At 41.6% G+C, this 14,444-nt stretch carries 24 protein-coding genes; all 24 read right to left on the reverse strand.

Annotated elements, in window-relative coordinates; translation table 11 throughout:
• Nucleotides 1-10: 10 nt before the first annotated feature.
• The 24 genes from secY to fusA all read right to left on the reverse strand — a co-directional run bounded on the left by secY (nt 11) and on the right by fusA (nt 14,441).
• Nucleotides 11-1,306 (reverse strand): preprotein translocase subunit SecY, encoded by a 1,296-nt coding sequence (gene secY / locus SPD53_RS10530; protein WP_188858462.1) that lies wholly within the window; start codon nt 1,304-1,306, stop codon nt 11-13.
• Nucleotides 1,306-1,746: a 50S ribosomal protein L15 gene (gene rplO / locus SPD53_RS10535; RefSeq protein ID WP_156857252.1), complete on the reverse strand. Its 441-nt coding sequence runs from the start codon at nt 1,744-1,746 to the stop codon at nt 1,306-1,308. Before rplO ends, secY begins: the two co-directional genes overlap by 1 nt.
• Nucleotides 1,747-1,774: 28 nt before the next feature.
• The gene (gene rpmD / locus SPD53_RS10540; RefSeq protein ID WP_156857253.1) at nt 1,775-1,957 is read right to left on the reverse strand and encodes a 50S ribosomal protein L30; all 183 of its coding nucleotides are present in this window, start codon (nt 1,955-1,957) and stop codon (nt 1,775-1,777) included.
• A 13-nt stretch (nt 1,958-1,970) separates the two neighbouring features.
• Nucleotides 1,971-2,474, reverse strand: a complete 504-nt coding sequence (rpsE, locus tag SPD53_RS10545; protein ID WP_156857254.1) for a 30S ribosomal protein S5 — start codon at nt 2,472-2,474, stop codon at nt 1,971-1,973.
• Between the two features lie 24 nt (nt 2,475-2,498).
• Nucleotides 2,499-2,861, reverse strand: a complete 363-nt coding sequence (rplR, locus tag SPD53_RS10550; RefSeq protein WP_156857255.1) for a 50S ribosomal protein L18 — start codon at nt 2,859-2,861, stop codon at nt 2,499-2,501.
• A gap of 30 nt (nt 2,862-2,891) precedes the next feature.
• Nucleotides 2,892-3,428, reverse strand: a complete 537-nt coding sequence (rplF, locus tag SPD53_RS10555) for a 50S ribosomal protein L6 (protein WP_156857256.1) — start codon at nt 3,426-3,428, stop codon at nt 2,892-2,894.
• Nucleotides 3,429-3,456: 28 nt separating this feature from the next.
• Entirely contained in the window at nt 3,457-3,855 is a 399-nt protein-coding gene (gene rpsH, locus SPD53_RS10560; protein ID WP_156857257.1) for a 30S ribosomal protein S8, read from the reverse strand.
• A 29-nt stretch (nt 3,856-3,884) separates the two neighbouring features.
• Entirely contained in the window at nt 3,885-4,070 is a 186-nt protein-coding gene (locus tag SPD53_RS10565; protein ID WP_156857258.1) for a type Z 30S ribosomal protein S14, read from the reverse strand.
• Nucleotides 4,071-4,096: 26 nt separating this feature from the next.
• Nucleotides 4,097-4,636 (reverse strand): 50S ribosomal protein L5, encoded by a 540-nt coding sequence (rplE, locus tag SPD53_RS10570; RefSeq protein WP_156857259.1) that lies wholly within the window; start codon nt 4,634-4,636, stop codon nt 4,097-4,099.
• 27 nt (nt 4,637-4,663) lie between these two features.
• Complete coding sequence (gene rplX / locus SPD53_RS10575) at nt 4,664-4,975, reverse strand: 50S ribosomal protein L24 (RefSeq protein ID WP_156857260.1); 312 nt, start codon at nt 4,973-4,975, stop codon at nt 4,664-4,666.
• 34 nt (nt 4,976-5,009) lie between these two features.
• The gene (rplN, locus tag SPD53_RS10580; protein ID WP_156857261.1) at nt 5,010-5,378 is read right to left on the reverse strand and encodes a 50S ribosomal protein L14; all 369 of its coding nucleotides are present in this window, start codon (nt 5,376-5,378) and stop codon (nt 5,010-5,012) included.
• Nucleotides 5,379-5,421: 43 nt separating this feature from the next.
• Nucleotides 5,422-5,685: a 30S ribosomal protein S17 gene (gene rpsQ / locus SPD53_RS10585; RefSeq protein WP_156857262.1), complete on the reverse strand. Its 264-nt coding sequence runs from the start codon at nt 5,683-5,685 to the stop codon at nt 5,422-5,424.
• A 26-nt stretch (nt 5,686-5,711) separates the two neighbouring features.
• Nucleotides 5,712-5,912, reverse strand: a complete 201-nt coding sequence (gene rpmC, locus SPD53_RS10590; RefSeq protein ID WP_156857263.1) for a 50S ribosomal protein L29 — start codon at nt 5,910-5,912, stop codon at nt 5,712-5,714.
• Nucleotides 5,902-6,336, reverse strand: a complete 435-nt coding sequence (gene rplP, locus SPD53_RS10595; protein ID WP_156857264.1) for a 50S ribosomal protein L16 — start codon at nt 6,334-6,336, stop codon at nt 5,902-5,904. The genes rpmC and rplP overlap by 11 nt, the downstream gene beginning before the upstream one ends.
• A gap of 17 nt (nt 6,337-6,353) precedes the next feature.
• Nucleotides 6,354-6,995, reverse strand: a complete 642-nt coding sequence (gene rpsC / locus SPD53_RS10600) for a 30S ribosomal protein S3 (RefSeq protein ID WP_156857265.1) — start codon at nt 6,993-6,995, stop codon at nt 6,354-6,356.
• A 3-nt stretch (nt 6,996-6,998) separates the two neighbouring features.
• Nucleotides 6,999-7,340: a 50S ribosomal protein L22 gene (rplV, locus tag SPD53_RS10605; RefSeq protein ID WP_156857266.1), complete on the reverse strand. Its 342-nt coding sequence runs from the start codon at nt 7,338-7,340 to the stop codon at nt 6,999-7,001.
• 21 nt (nt 7,341-7,361) lie between these two features.
• Nucleotides 7,362-7,640: a 30S ribosomal protein S19 gene (gene rpsS, locus SPD53_RS10610; protein WP_156857267.1), complete on the reverse strand. Its 279-nt coding sequence runs from the start codon at nt 7,638-7,640 to the stop codon at nt 7,362-7,364.
• 57 nt (nt 7,641-7,697) lie between these two features.
• On the reverse strand, nt 7,698-8,528 hold the full coding sequence (gene rplB, locus SPD53_RS10615; protein ID WP_156857268.1) for a 50S ribosomal protein L2: 831 nt from the start codon (nt 8,526-8,528) through the stop codon (nt 7,698-7,700).
• Between the two features lie 29 nt (nt 8,529-8,557).
• A complete protein-coding gene (gene rplW / locus SPD53_RS10620; protein WP_156857269.1) occupies nt 8,558-8,845 on the reverse strand; it encodes a 50S ribosomal protein L23 in 288 nt (95 codons plus the stop codon).
• The gene (rplD, locus tag SPD53_RS10625; protein ID WP_156857270.1) at nt 8,845-9,468 is read right to left on the reverse strand and encodes a 50S ribosomal protein L4; all 624 of its coding nucleotides are present in this window, start codon (nt 9,466-9,468) and stop codon (nt 8,845-8,847) included. Before rplD ends, rplW begins: the two co-directional genes overlap by 1 nt.
• Before the next feature lie 25 nt (nt 9,469-9,493).
• Nucleotides 9,494-10,126: a 50S ribosomal protein L3 gene (gene rplC / locus SPD53_RS10630; protein WP_156857271.1), complete on the reverse strand. Its 633-nt coding sequence runs from the start codon at nt 10,124-10,126 to the stop codon at nt 9,494-9,496.
• Between the two features lie 27 nt (nt 10,127-10,153).
• Entirely contained in the window at nt 10,154-10,462 is a 309-nt protein-coding gene (gene rpsJ, locus SPD53_RS10635) for a 30S ribosomal protein S10 (protein ID WP_156857272.1), read from the reverse strand.
• A gap of 585 nt (nt 10,463-11,047) precedes the next feature.
• Nucleotides 11,048-12,238, reverse strand: coding sequence for an elongation factor Tu (gene tuf / locus SPD53_RS10640; RefSeq protein ID WP_156857273.1), 1,191 nt, complete (start codon nt 12,236-12,238; stop codon nt 11,048-11,050).
• A gap of 124 nt (nt 12,239-12,362) precedes the next feature.
• Entirely contained in the window at nt 12,363-14,441 is a 2,079-nt protein-coding gene (gene fusA, locus SPD53_RS10645) for an elongation factor G (RefSeq protein ID WP_156857274.1), read from the reverse strand.
• Between the last annotated feature and the right edge of the window lie 3 nt (nt 14,442-14,444).

Here is a 14,444-nt window from a genome sequence, read left to right on the forward strand (position 1 = left end):
CGGCAGGAAATTACTTGATAAAACCTTTGTAGTGACGTTTCACTAGCTGGCCTTCAAGTTGCTTCATAGTTGTTAATGCAACCCCTACAACAATTAGTAAGCTTGTTCCGCCGATTTGTACGGATTGTGGTAAGTTCGCAAGACTTCCTAATATAATAGGCAGTATGGAAACAGCAGCCAAGAAAAGCGCTCCTACAAATGTTAGGCGTTTCAATACGCGTGATAAATAGTTTTCCGTGTTGTGTCCTGGACGGATACCCGGAATATACCCACCTTGTTTCTGCAGATTCTCTGCCATTTGTTCCGGATTCACCTGAACAAATGTATAGAAATAGGTGAATGCGATAATTAACGCTGTATAGATAACCATTCCGATCGGTTGTGTATAATCAAAGATCATCATAATCGTATCTGCAAAAGAATTTCCCTCATAAAAACCAGCGATTGTCGTTGGAGCTACCATGAAAGCAACTGCAAAGATGACCGGAATTACCCCGGCAGCATTTACTTTAATCGGTAGATGAGTGGATTGCCCTCCAACCGGTGAACGGTTAACGAGGCGTTTTGCGTATTGTACTGGAATTTTTCTCAGTGCCTGGTTGACGTAGATTACACCAACAGTTACTGCGATAATAACAAGTACAATAATGGCTACGATAATAATGTTGATGAATAGTTCATCCCCGGCATTTACGAAATACTGGCTGAATAGTTGATTAACTCCATTTGGTACAGCAGCAACAATTCCTGCAAAGATGATAATGGAAATTCCATTCCCTACTCCATGAGCAGTAATTTGTTCACCTAACCACATAAGGAAGGCTGTTCCTGCTGTTAATGTCACAGCTATTATCAAGAATTTCCCAAAGCCCGGATCTTGGATTAGTAAGCCGCCTGCCATTGCATTAAACCCAATTGACATGACTATTCCTTGAATAAACGCAAGCCCAATTGTACCATAGCGCGTGACTTGAGCAATTTTCTTACGGCCCATTTCTCCTTGTTTCTTCCACTCTGTAAATTTCGGGACAACATCCATTTGCAAAAGCTGCATTATGATGGATGCCGTGATATAAGGCATAATCCCCATAGCGAATATGGAGAAGTTCTGTAATGCCCCTCCACCGAACGTATTAAGAAATCCGAATACGTTTTGTTGCTCTGTCATAAAACCAAGTGCTGTCCTATCTGTGAATGGTACAGGAATAAATGTGCCAAGACGGAAAATAACAAGCATGGCTAGCGTGAATAGTATTTTCCGTCTAATGTCAGCGACACGCCAGAAATTGGAGATTGTGCGAAACATTAGATCACCTCAGTTTTACCGCCCGCAGCCTCAATCGCTTCTTTTGCAGCTTGAGAAAACTTATGAGCTTTTACTGTGAGCTTCTTATCAATCGTGCCATTACCAAGTACTTTGATACCTGCATTTAACTTACTCACGACACCATCTTCAAGTAATAGCTCTGGTGTAACTTCAGTGCCTTCTTCAAATTGATTTAATTTATCTAAGTTTACAATTGTATAATCTTTACGGTTAATATTCGTAAAGCCTCGTTTAGGTAAACGTTGGAATAAAGGTGTTTGTCCACCCTCAAATCCTGGACGTGTACGACCGCCGGAACGAGCTTTTTGCCCTTTCTGTCCACGGCCGGAAGTTTTACCGTTCCCGGAAGACATTCCGCGTCCAACACGGTTTCTTTCTTTACGAGTACCTTCGTTTGCTTTTAATTCATGAAGTTTCATCGGAGCACCTCCTTATCTCTAGTATTTCTTACGCTTCATTCACGTCTAATAAGTGGGATACTCTATTAATCATACCACGGGTTACTGGTGTGTCTTCAAGTACCACTGTTTGACGGATTTTCTTTAAACCGAGTGCTTCAACAGTTCTGCGTTGTACTTCAGTACCGCCAATAACACTGCGTTTGAGGGTGATTTCTAATTTGTTAGACATATTGTTTCCCTCCTTATCCTAACAGTTCTTCAACAGACTTTCCACGTAGTTTCGCTACTTCTTCTGCTGTTTTCAGATTTTCTAACCCATTGATTGTTGCACGGATCACATTAATTGGAGTACTTGCTCCGTGTGACTTTGTAAGAATATCCCCTACACCTGCAAGCTCTAAAACCGCACGGGCTGGTCCACCGGAGATAACTCCAGTACCTTCAGTAGCTGGTTTCATCATTACGTTACCAGAACCAAAACGTCCAATAATTTCGTGTGGGATTGTAGTACCTACAAATGGTACACGAATTAAGTTCTTCTTCGCGTTGTCTACTGCTTTCTTGATTGCTTCTGGTACTTCTTGAGCTTTACCAGTACCGAAACCGACATGGCCGTTCTTGTCGCCAACTACAACCAATGCAGCAAAACGCATGCGGCGTCCACCTTTAACAACTTTAGAAACGCGGTTGATGGATACAACACGTTCTTCTAAATCTAATTTGTTCGCATCGATTTGATTATTCATTAAAATGGTAACCTCCTTTGTCGATTAAAATTCGAGACCTGCTTCTCTAGCAGCCTCAGCTAATGCTTTAACGCGTCCGTGATATAAATAGCCTCCACGGTCGAATACTACAGTTTTGACACCTTTTTCAATTGCGCGTTTTGCAACAGCCTCTCCTACCTGTTTCGCAGCTTCTATGTTACCACCTTCTGAGATGTTCAATTCTTTATCAACAGTAGATGCGCTGGAAACTGTAACACGATTTTCGTCATCGATTAACTGTGCATAGATATGTTTATTAGAGCGGAATACGTTCAGACGTGGACGTTCAGCAGTACCAATTACGTCTCTGCGTACACGTGCATGTCTCTTTTTCCGCATTTCATTTCTAGCTGGTTTTGTGATCATCAAGGTCACTCCTTCCTCACCTAACTAATCTTACTTAGCAGTCTTACCTTCTTTACGGCGTACGTATTCGCCAACATAACGAATTCCTTTGCCTTTGTATGGCTCTGGCGGACGGATTGCACGAATGTTCGCTGCAACTGCTCCAACTAATTCTTTATCGATACCTTTTACGGTTAACTCTGTGTTTTTAGGAACCTCAATTTCAATTCCATCAATAGCGTCGATTTCTACCGGATGGGAATAACCTGCGTTAACTACTAGTTTATTGCCCTGCATTTGTGCACGGTAACCAACACCAGTGATTTCAAGTGATTTTTCGAATCCTTTTGTCACACCTTCAACCATGTTCGCAATCATCGTACGGCTCGTTCCGTGTAGGGAGCGATGCTCTTTAAGGTCGCTTGAACGTTCTAATGTTAAGACGTTATCTTCCAATTTCACAACAATATCTTGATGAATTTCTTTTGAAAGCTCTCCTTTAGGTCCTTTAACGGATACCTTGTTACCATCGAGCTTCACTTCTACCCCTTCTGGGATTTCAATCGGCTTTAATCCTATACGAGACATTTTCTGCACCTCCTTGGGTTAAAAAATATTACCAGACGTATGCAAGCACTTCGCCACCGATTTGTTGGCTGCGGGCTTCTTTATCCGATAGTACACCTTGTGAAGTAGACACGATTGCAATACCTAATCCGTTCAACACTCGTGGTACTTCATCAGCTTTCGCGTAGACACGTAAACCTGGTTTACTGATACGTTTGATTCCTGTAATTACTTTCTCTTCGTTCGCACCGTATTTCAGGAAAATACGCAGTACACCTTGTTTGTTGTCTTCAATATATTCATAGTCCTTAACGAAACCTTCACGTTTCAGGATATCAGCGATTTCTCTTTTGATCTTTGAAGCAGGAAGCTCCAATTTTTCATGTTTTACTGTAACCGCATTTCGAATGCGAGTAAGCATATCTGCGATTGGATCTGTCATTACCATTCATCATTACCTCCTTCCCAAATTGGGGTTTACCAGCTTGCTTTTTTGACACCAGGAATTTGACCTTTATAGGCAAGTTCGCGGAAACAAATACGGCAAAGTTTAAATTTACGAATTACAGAATGTGGACGGCCACAACGCTCACAGCGTGTATACTCTTGAACTTTATACTTCTGTTTACGTTTTTGTTTTGCAATCATTGATTTTTTAGCCACTATTTTCCCTCCTTATTGCTTGGAACTTATTTTTGGAAAGGCATGCCTAACTCAGATAATAGTTCACGAGCTTCTTCGTCTGTATCAGCTGTTGTTACAATAACGATATCCAGTCCGCGTACTTTATTTACCTTATCGTAGTTAATCTCCGGGAAAATGAGTTGTTCTTTCACACCTAGTGTGTAGTTTCCACGTCCATCAAAAGCATTTTTGGAAATACCACGGAAGTCACGTACACGTGGAAGTGATACTGCAATTAGCTTTTGTAGGAACTCATACATGCGCTCACCACGAAGGGTTACCTTTGCGCCGATCGGCATTCCTTCACGTAGACGGAAACCAGCAATTGATTTCTTCGCACGAGTGATTAGTGGTTTCTGACCAGAGATTAATGATAGTTCTTCGACAGCACTATCCAATGCTTTTGAGTTTTGTACCGCGTCACCAACACCCATGTTGATTACGATCTTTTCGATTTTTGGTACTTGCATAACAGATTTATAGTTAAATTTATTCATTAAAGATGGTGTAACTTCATCTTGAAACTTTTCTTTTAATTGGTTCATCTTGGCGCCCTCCTTTCAACTAGAAACTTATTTATCTAACGCTTCTCCGGATTTCTTAGCGATTCTTACTTTCTTTCCGTCACGAACTTCATAACCAACACGAGTTGGCTCACCGGATTTAGGGTCAATTGGTAGTACGTTGGACACGTGAATTGCAGCTTCTTGGTTTAGAATACCGCCTTGTGGGTTTTCTTGAGAAGGTTTCGCGTGTTTCTGTACCATGTTAACTCCTTCGACAAGTACACGGTCTTTCTTTGGATACACTTCAAGAATTGTACCTTCTTTGCCGCGGTCTTTTCCGGATAATACTTTTACTTTATCACCTTTTTTTACATGCATGCTTGACGCACCTCCTTAGTAACGAAAGATTCACTTATAATACTTCTGGAGCAAGAGATACGATTTTCATGAATTTAGCATCACGTAATTCACGTGCAACCGGGCCGAAGATACGAGTACCTCTTGGGCTTTGGTCATCACGGACAATTACTGCAGCATTTTCATCAAAACGAATATATGAACCATCTATACGACGCGCACCAGATTTAGAGCGAACGATAACTGCTTTAACGACGTCACCTTTTTTGACAACGCCTCCTGGTGTTGCTTTTTTCACTGAGCAAACTACTACATCACCAATATTCGCAGTCTTACGGCCTGATCCGCCTAAAACTTTAATTGTCTGTAGTTCACGAGCACCAGAGTTATCTGCAACTTTCAAACGACTTTCTTGTTGTATCATAACACTGTTACCTCCCTTCGGATCTGTTCCGAATCAACTTAAATTAGATAATGATCGCTTCTTCTATGATTTCCACTAGGCGGAAACGTTTTGTAGCTGAGAGTGGACGTGTCTCCATAATGCGCACGATGTCACCAGTCTTCGCTTGGTTGTTTTCATCATGTACTTTGAGCTTTTTGGAATACTTTACACGTTTACCATATAATTTATGAACTTTATACGTTTCAACTAATACAGTAATGGTTTTGTCCATTTTGTCAGAAACAACGCGGCCTGTGTATACTTTACGATTGTTACGTTCAGACATACTTGATTAAACCTCCTCTCTTCAAGTCAGTTATTTGCGGTTAATTCACGTTGACGTGCAACGGTTTTTAAACGAGCAATTGATTTACGTACTTCACGAATACGTGCAGTGTTTTCCAACTGACCTGTAGCTAGCTGGAAGCGTAAATTAAATAATTCTTCTTTTAGTGATTTTACCTTTTCATCAATTTCGGCAGTGGTTAATTCTCTTATTTCTTTAGCCTTCATTGCTTTCACCACCAATTTCTTCACGTTTTACAAATTTCGTTTTAATCGGCAATTTGTGAGAAGCAAGACGTAAAGCTTCGCGTGCTACTTCTTCATTCACTCCTGCGATTTCAAACAAAATTTTCCCTGGTTTTACTACTGCTACCCAGCCTTCTGGAGCACCTTTACCGGAACCCATACGTACTTCTAATGGTTTTGATGTATAAGGTTTATCCGGGAAAATTTTAATCCATACTTTTCCGCCACGTTTCATGTAACGTGTCATTGCAATACGGGCAGCTTCAATCTGACGACTTGTAATCCAGCTAGCTTCTGTAGCTTGTAGACCGTATTCTCCAAATGAGACTGCTGTACCGCCTTTTGCTTGGCCTCTCATTTTACCACGGTGTTGTTTACGATATTTTACACGTTTAGGCATTAACATACAAAGTGCCCCCTTCCTTAGTTTTCTTTTTTAGTTGGAAGGACTTCCCCACGATAGATCCACACTTTAACGCCAAGCTTACCGTACGTTGTATCAGCTTCAGCGTGAGCATAATCAATATCAGCACGTAATGTGTGTAGTGGTACTGTTCCTTCACTGTAATGTTCTGCACGAGCGATGTCCGCACCGCCGAGACGTCCAGATACTTGAGTTTTAATTCCTTGTGCACCAGCACGCATTGTACGTTGAATAGCTTGCTTCTGCGCACGACGGAATGAGATACGGTTTTCTAATTGACGCGCGATGCTCTCAGCAACTAGTTTCGCATCAAGATCAACCTTTTTAATTTCCACAATGTTGATGTGAACTCTCTTACCAGTTAATTTATTTAATTCTTTACGTAGAGCTTCAACTTCTGAACCGCCCTTACCAATTACCATTCCTGGCTTACCAGTGTGAATCGTAATGTTCACTCGGTTTGCTGCACGTTCAATCTCGACAGAAGAAACAGCAGCAATCTTTAAGCGGTTATCAAGGAATTCTCTAATTTTAATATCCTCATGTAGTAAGTCTGCATAGTCTTTATCAGCGTACCATCTTGACTCCCAGTCTTTAATGATTCCTACGCGAAGACCCGTTGGATTTACTTTTTGACCCACTAACTACCCCTCCTTCTTTTCAGTTACCACAACTGTAATGTGGCTTGTGCGTTTATTAATTTGACTTGCACGTCCTTGAGCACGTGGACGGAAACGTTTCAATGTAACACCTTCATTTACATATGCTTCGGAAACAACTAGGTTGTCTGTATCCATTTCGTAGTTGTGTTCTGCGTTTGCGACTGCAGAGTTCAACACTTTCTCTACGACTGGGGAAGCACTGCGAGGTGTGTTCTTTAAGATTGCGATTGCTTCACCAACATCTTTTCCTCGAATTAAATCAACGACTAAACGTACCTTACGAGGAGCGATACGAACCGTTTTTGCAACAGCTTTTGCTTGCATGCGAAGTAGCCTCCTCTCAAATTAGCGATTTGTTTTCTTATCGTCACCAGAGTGTCCTCTGAATGAACGAGTTGGCGCGAATTCACCTAATTTATGTCCAACCATATCTTCTGTTATATAGACCGGAACATGTTTGCGTCCATCATATACTGCAATTGTGTGACCAACAAAGGATGGGAAGATTGTAGAACGGCGAGACCAAGTTCTAATCAGTTGTTTCTTGTCACTCTCGTTCATTTCATCCACCTTTTTCAATAGATGGTCATCTGCGAAAGGTCCTTTTTTCAAACTACGACCCATGGATAAACCTCCTTCCAGAGCTTAGAGACGGGGTTATTCGTCTCCCGTCCTATTCATTTATTTTTTACGTTTACGAACGATATACTTATTAGACGGCTTGTTGCGTTTGCGTGTCTTGTAACCAAGTGTTGGTTTGCCCCATGGTGATAATGGTGACGGCATACCGATTGGTGAACGACCTTCTCCTCCACCGTGCGGGTGATCATTCGGGTTCATAACAGATCCGCGAACTGCTGGGCGCTTGCCTAACCAACGAGAACGTCCTGCTTTACCAACACGGATTAGTTCATGTTCAATGTTTCCAACCTGACCAATTGTTGCACGGCATGTGCTTAACACTAAACGAACTTCTCCTGATGCCAAACGAACGAGTGTGTATTTACCTTCGCGACCTAAGATTTGTGCTTCTGCACCAGCTGAACGAGCTAATTGACCGCCACGACCTGGTTTTAATTCTACGTTATGGATAATCGTTCCTACCGGAATATTTTCAAGCGGGAGAGCGTTACCTGTTTTAATATCAGCCTCAGCACCTGATTCAACTACTTGACCTACTTGAATTCCTTTTGGAGCTAGGATATAACGTTTTTCTCCATCTGCATAATGAACTAATGCAATGTTTGCTGTGCGGTTCGGGTCGTATTCAACTGTAGCAACGCGTCCTGGTATTCCATCTTTGTCACGTTTGAAATCGATAAGACGGTATTGACGCTTGTGACCGCCGCCTTGATGACGAACAGTAATTCTTCCTTGGTTGTTACGTCCAGCTCGTTTGTTGAGTGGAGCTAACAAGGTTTTTTCTGGGGTATCCGTAGTGATTTCTGTGAATGATGATACAGACATATTACGTCTACCATTTGAAGTTGGTTTAAACTTCTTAATCGCCATCTTTTTTCCCTCCTTCACCTAAATGATTTTTAGCCTTCAAAGAAGTCCAGTTCTTTACTGTCTTCCGAAAGCTCTACGATAGCTTTTTTGCGATCTGAACGGTACCCGCTATATTGGCCCATTCTCTTAAGTTTACCTTTAAGGTTAAGCGTATTTACTTTCTCTACTTTAACGCCGAAGATAAGTTCTACTGCGTCTTTAATTTCTGTCTTGTTCGCTTTAGGGTCTACTTCAAAAGTATATTTCTTATCTGCCATTAAATCAGCACTGTGTTCTGTAATGACAGGGCGCTTTATAATATCACGTGGATCTCTCATTATGCAAGCACCTCCCCTGCTTTTTCGACCGCTTCCTTCGTAATAACTAACTTGTCATACGTTATTAAATCGAGAACATTCAATTCTTCTACAGTAAGTACTTTAACTGCTTGAAGGTTGTTTGCTGAACGAACGATAGTTTCTTCTCTATCAGCAGTCACGATTAATGCTTTGTCATCTACTTTTAATGCATCTAGTAAATTAATGACTTCTTTTGTTTTTGGTGTCTCAATTGCAAGTGACTCTAAAACAAAGATGCCTTCTTCTTTTACTTTAGAAGCTAAAGCGGATTTAAGAGCTAAGCGACGAACTTTCTTTGGCAGCTTGTAGCTGTAGCTGCGTGGTGTAGGTCCGAATACTACGCCACCGCCAACCCATTGTGGTGAACGAATGGATCCTTGACGCGCACGTCCAGTTCCTTTTTGACGCCACGGTTTACGACCACCACCGCTTACTGCAGAACGGTTTTTAACAGCGTGTGTACCTTGGCGAACTGATGCGCGTTGCATAACAACTGCTTCGTGTAACACGTGTTCGTTAGGTTCAATGCCGAAAACTGCTTCGTTTAATTCTACTTCTCCTGCATTACTTCCATCTTGTTTAAACAATGTTACTTTTGGCATGACAAATCCTCCCTTCTTCTAATGATTAATTTCCTTTTATTGAACTTGTAATTTTAACGTAAGATTTTTTCGCGCCTGGAACATTTCCTTTAACTAGTAGTAGGTTTCTTTCTTCATCCACACTTACTACTTCAAGGTTTTGAATTGTCACTTGTTCGCGACCCATTTGTCCTGGCAATTTTTTACCTTTGAATACTCTTGATGGGTCTGCCGCCATAGCCATTGCACCTGGACCTCTGTGGTAGCGGGATCCGTGACTCATTAGACCACGAGCTTGATTGTGGCGCTTAATGTTACCTTGGAATCCTTTACCTTTAGAAGTTCCTGTTACATCAATCTTTTCTCCGGCTTCAAAAGTACTAACGCTAATTTCCTGACCTACTTCATAGTCATCGATATTAGCAGTACGGATTTCACGAACGTAGCGCTTAGGATTGGTACTCGCTTTTTCAGCATGACCTTTTTCCGCTTTACTCGCACGTGATTCTTTCTTGTCTGCAAAACCTAATTGAATGGCAGTATATCCGTCATTCTCTTCTGTTCTTTTTTGTAATACGACGTTTGGCTCAGCTTGAATAACTGTTACAGGGATTAATTCACCAGCTTCAGAGAATAACTGAGTCATGCCGATTTTACGACCTAAGATTCCTTTCGTCATCCGTTACACCTCCTATAAAAACTTAAATTATAATTTAATTTCAATATCAACACCAGATGGTAGATCTAATCTCATCAATGAGTCTACTGTTTTTGGTGTTGGGTTCACAATATCGATCAAACGCTTATGAGTACGCATTTCGAATTGCTCACGAGAATCCTTATATTTATGAACCGCACGTAATACGGTAAATACGTTTCTCTCTGTCGGTAATGGAATCGGTCCGGACACGTTTGCTCCCGAACGTTTTGCCGTTTCAACAATCTTCAATGCTGACTGATCTAAGATACTGTGATCATAAGCTTTCAAACGAATTCTGATTTTCTCTTTTGCCATTATTTTCCCTCCTTCGCCCATATTAATATAGACATACTCCATGAAAATTTCTCAGCACAGCGCCATGGCAAAGCGGCCGGGTGTGCCAACAACCTTTCACTTCATCGCCTTTTTTTGACCAACATTAACATTATACACATAAATGTCTGTCAAAGCAATCCTTTTTATTACTCACGATTCGATTGCACATCTATATATTATACGCAGGTTTCCGTTGAATTGCAAGACTTTATCAAGGTTTTTCGCAAGTTTTTTCAAGGGAAATGCATATTTTTTAAAATTGCGAGCATATAGATGATAATAACCCTTCTTTTTAGAGAAATATAAACGGTTTAAAGCATATTTCTCTAAGATAGTCGCTTCTATCAAGCTCCACCGCTCTCATACACTTTCGCTTTCTGCGGGCAGCTGATGATCCTCAGCGCACAGGACATGCTAATGCAGACGTTGCCACAGAACGCCCGCGAAAAGAAAAAGCGAGAGGCATCGGGACTGCAGACCCTGAAAAGAAATGCATCTTGCTGATTTACCTACATAAAAAAACAGGCAACTAATCTAGTTGCCTGTTTTTTTATAGGTTTAGACTTATTTGGTGATTTCTGTAACTACGCCAGAACCTACTGTACGTCCACCTTCACGGATAGAGAAACGAGTTCCGTCTTCAATCGCGATTGGTGAAATAAGTTCTACGCTCATTTCTACGTTGTCACCAGGCATTACCATTTCAACGCCTTCTGGTAGTTGAACAACGCCAGTTACGTCTGTTGTACGGAAGTAGAACTGTGGGCGGTAGTTACCGAAGAATGGAGTATGACGTCCACCTTCTTCTTTTGATAGAACATAAACTTCAGCTTTGAAGTTTGTATGTGGTGTAATTGATCCTGGCTTAGCAAGAACCTGACCACGGCTAATGTCTTCACGAGCTACCCCACGAAGCAATGCACCGATGTTGTCTCCTGCTTCTGCATAATCAAGAAGCTTACGGAACATTTCAACACCTGTAACAGTTGTTTTACTTGGAGCTTCGTTAAGACCGATGATTTCAACTTCATCTCCAACTTTAACTTCTCCACGCTCAACACGGCCAGTTGCTACTGTACCACGACCTGTAATAGAGAATACGTCCTCTACAGGCATCATGAATGGTTTGTCTGTGTCGCGTTCTGGAGTTGGAACATATTCGTCAACAGCTTTCATTAGTTCAACGATTTTCTCTTCGTACTCTGCAACACCTTCAAGTGCTTTAAGAGCAGAACCAGCGATAACTGGTACATCGTCACCTGGGAAGTCGTATTCTGTTAATAGGTCACGAACTTCCATTTCTACTAATTCAAGTAATTCTTCGTCGTCAACCATGTCAACTTTGTTTAGGAATACTACGAATGCAGGCACTCCAACGTTACGAGAAAGTAGGATGTGCTCACGAGTTTGTGGCATTGGGCCATCAGCAGCAGATACTACTAGAATAGCACCGTCCATTTGTGCAGCACCTGTGATCATGTTCTTAACGTAGTCTGCGTGTCCTGGGCAGTCAACGTGTGCGTAGTGACGAGTTTCAGTTTCGTATTCTACGTGAGAAGTAGCGATTGTAATACCACGTTCTTTTTCTTCTGGTGCGTTGTCGATTTGGTCGTAACCTCTTGCGTCACCATCACCGTTTACTTTTGCCATTACAGTTGTAATTGCAGCAGTTAGTGTAGTTTTACCATGGTCAACGTGTCCAAGAGTTCCAACGTTAACGTGCTGTTTGGAGCGGTCGAATTTTTCTTTAGCCATTTTATAGTTCCTCCTTTAATTAAATAAAAGTAATTATATTTTTTATGCTAACTAAGGAATAATTAAGATAGATTATTCTCTAGTCCTCACTAATTGTTATACGTTAGTTCCGTAAAAAAATCAATTATTGTCCAGCGTTTTTCTCAATAATTTCTTGAGAGATGCTCTTCGGTACTTCTTCATAATGATCGAATGTCATTGTATACGTACCCCGACCTTGAGTATTAGAACGTAGAGCTGTTGCGTAACCAAACATTTCAGAGAGTGGCACGTACGCTTTAACAAGCTGTGCGTTATCGCGAGCTTCCATTCCTTCAATACGTCCACGACGGGAAGTTACGTCACCCATGATGTCTCCCATGTATTCCTCTGGAATAACAATTTCAACATACATCATCGGCTCAAGCAGAACTGGATTACATTTGTTCTTCGCTGCTTTTAATGCCATTGAAGCTGCAATCTTAAACGCCATTTCGTTAGAGTCAACATCGTGATAGCTACCATCATATAGTGTTGCCTTCACATCGATTAATGGATATCCAGCTAATACACCAGTTTCAAGTGCTTCTTCGATACCTTGCTCAACAGATGGGATATACTCACGAGGAACAACCCCACCAACAATAGCGTTTTTGAATTCAAATCCAGCACCTTCATCATTCGGCTCAAACTTAATCCAAACGTGTCCGTATTGTCCACGTCCACCAGATTGACGAATGAATTTACCTTCTACTTCCGCAGGTGTACGGAATGTTTCACGGTAAGCAACTTGTGGTGCACCAACGTTAGCCTCTACTTTGAACTCACGTTTCAAACGGTCAACAATAACGTCAAGGTGAAGTTCACCCATTCCCGAGATGATCGTTTGACCAGTTTCCGAGTTTGTTTCCGTCTTGAATGTCGGATCCTCTTCAGCAAGTTTCGCTAGCGCTGTCCCCATCTTATCTTGGTCTGCTTTCGTCTTCGGCTCAATTGCTACCTGGATTACCGGCTCAGGGAATTCCATAGACTCTAAGATAACTGGGTTTTTTTCATCGCAAAGCGTATCCCCAGTTGCAGTGTCTTTTAGTCCAACTGCTGCGGCAATTTCTCCAGCGTAAGCAACAGAAATTTCCTCACGGGAGTTAGCGTGCATCTGAAGGATACGACCAACACGTTCACGTTTGTCTTTCACTGTGTTTTTCACGTAGGAACCGGACTCTAACATCCCAGAGTAAACACGGAAGAATGTCAATTTACCAACGAACGGGTCAGTCATTACTTTAAATGCCAACGCAGCAAATGGTGCATTGTCATCTGATTCACGTGTAACTTCTTCTTCTGATCCTGGAACGATACCTTCGATTGCAGCAACATCTGTTGGAGCTGGAAGGTAGTCAATTACACCATCAAGAAGTAATTGTACACCTTTGTTCTTGAATGCAGAACCACAGAATACCGGGTAGAAATCTACGGATAGAGTAGCTTGACGAATTGCTTTTTTCAATTCATCTTCTGTGATCTCTTCACCTTCAAGATATTTCATCATTAAATCTTCGTCTGTTTCAGCAACAGCTTCGATTAATTCTGCACGAAGCTCTTCAGCCTGGTCTTTTAACTCAGCAGGGATTTCGGTTGCTTCATCGACTGTACCTAAATCATCTTTATAGAAGTGAGCTTCCATTTTGATTAAGTCAATGATTCCATTAAATTCGTCCTCTGCACCAATTGGCATTTGAACTGGATGTGCATTCGCACCTAAACGGTCTACCAACGTTTTAGTTGCATATAAGAAATCAGCACCTGTTTTATCCATTTTGTTAATGAATACCATTCTTGGTACACCATATGTTGTAGCTTGGCGCCATACTTGTTCCGTTTGCGGTTCAACACCAGATTGTGCATCAAGAACCGTCACCGCACCATCAAGAACTCTTAGTGAACGCTCAACTTCAACTGTGAAGTCCACGTGCCCTGGAGTATCAATAATATTGATTCGATGGTTTTTCCATTGAGCTGTTGTAGCAGCGGATGTGATTGTAATTCCACGTTCCTGCTCCTGCTCCATCCAGTCCATTTGTGACGCACCTTCGTGCGTTTCACCAAGTTTGTGAATACGTCCTGTATAGAAAAGAATACGCTCGGTTGTAGTGGTTTTACCAGCATCGATATGTGCCATAATCCCAATATTTCGCGTCTTTTCCAAGGAGAACTCTCTAGCCATGTA

The sequence above is a fragment of the Oceanobacillus sp. MO10714A genome (genome assembly GCF_037072045.1).
Taxonomy (GTDB): Bacteria; Bacillota; Bacilli; order Bacillales; family Amphibacillaceae; genus Oceanobacillus; species Oceanobacillus indicireducens.

Excerpts from the sequence above, each read along its gene's own strand:
- secY (WP_188858462.1), bottom strand. The coding sequence starts at position 1,306 with ATGTTTCGCACAATCTCCAATTTCTGGCGTGTCGCTGACATTAGACGG.
- rplO (WP_156857252.1), bottom strand. The coding sequence starts at position 1,746 with ATGAAACTTCATGAATTAAAAGCAAACGAAGGTACTCGTAAAGAAAGA.
- rpmD (WP_156857253.1), bottom strand. The coding sequence starts at position 1,957 with ATGTCTAACAAATTAGAAATCACCCTCAAACGCAGTGTTATTGGCGGT.
- rpsE (WP_156857254.1), bottom strand. The coding sequence starts at position 2,474 with ATGAATAATCAAATCGATGCGAACAAATTAGATTTAGAAGAACGTGTT.
- rplR (WP_156857255.1), bottom strand. The coding sequence starts at position 2,861 with ATGATCACAAAACCAGCTAGAAATGAAATGCGGAAAAAGAGACATGCA.
- rplF (WP_156857256.1), bottom strand. The coding sequence starts at position 3,428 with ATGTCTCGTATAGGATTAAAGCCGATTGAAATCCCAGAAGGGGTAGAA.
- rpsH (WP_156857257.1), bottom strand. The coding sequence starts at position 3,855 with ATGGTAATGACAGATCCAATCGCAGATATGCTTACTCGCATTCGAAAT.
- rplE (WP_156857259.1), bottom strand. The coding sequence starts at position 4,636 with ATGAACCAATTAAAAGAAAAGTTTCAAGATGAAGTTACACCATCTTTA.
- rplX (WP_156857260.1), bottom strand. The coding sequence starts at position 4,975 with ATGCATGTAAAAAAAGGTGATAAAGTAAAAGTATTATCCGGAAAAGAC.
- rplN (WP_156857261.1), bottom strand. The coding sequence starts at position 5,378 with ATGATACAACAAGAAAGTCGTTTGAAAGTTGCAGATAACTCTGGTGCT.
- rpsQ (WP_156857262.1), bottom strand. The coding sequence starts at position 5,685 with ATGTCTGAACGTAACAATCGTAAAGTATACACAGGCCGCGTTGTTTCT.
- rpmC (WP_156857263.1), bottom strand. The coding sequence starts at position 5,912 with ATGAAGGCTAAAGAAATAAGAGAATTAACCACTGCCGAAATTGATGAA.
- rplP (WP_156857264.1), bottom strand. The coding sequence starts at position 6,336 with ATGTTAATGCCTAAACGTGTAAAATATCGTAAACAACACCGTGGTAAA.
- rplV (WP_156857266.1), bottom strand. The coding sequence starts at position 7,340 with ATGCAAGCAAAAGCTGTTGCAAAAACGGTTCGTATCGCTCCTCGTAAG.
- rpsS (WP_156857267.1), bottom strand. The coding sequence starts at position 7,640 with ATGGGTCGTAGTTTGAAAAAAGGACCTTTCGCAGATGACCATCTATTG.
- rplB (WP_156857268.1), bottom strand. The coding sequence starts at position 8,528 with ATGGCGATTAAGAAGTTTAAACCAACTTCAAATGGTAGACGTAATATG.
- rplW (WP_156857269.1), bottom strand. The coding sequence starts at position 8,845 with ATGAGAGATCCACGTGATATTATAAAGCGCCCTGTCATTACAGAACAC.
- rplD (WP_156857270.1), bottom strand. The coding sequence starts at position 9,468 with ATGCCAAAAGTAACATTGTTTAAACAAGATGGAAGTAATGCAGGAGAA.
- rplC (WP_156857271.1), bottom strand. The coding sequence starts at position 10,126 with ATGACGAAAGGAATCTTAGGTCGTAAAATCGGCATGACTCAGTTATTC.
- rpsJ (WP_156857272.1), bottom strand. The coding sequence starts at position 10,462 with ATGGCAAAAGAGAAAATCAGAATTCGTTTGAAAGCTTATGATCACAGT.
- tuf (WP_156857273.1), bottom strand. The coding sequence starts at position 12,238 with ATGGCTAAAGAAAAATTCGACCGCTCCAAACAGCACGTTAACGTTGGA.
- fusA (WP_156857274.1), bottom strand. The coding sequence starts at position 14,441 with ATGGCTAGAGAGTTCTCCTTGGAAAAGACGCGAAATATTGGGATTATG.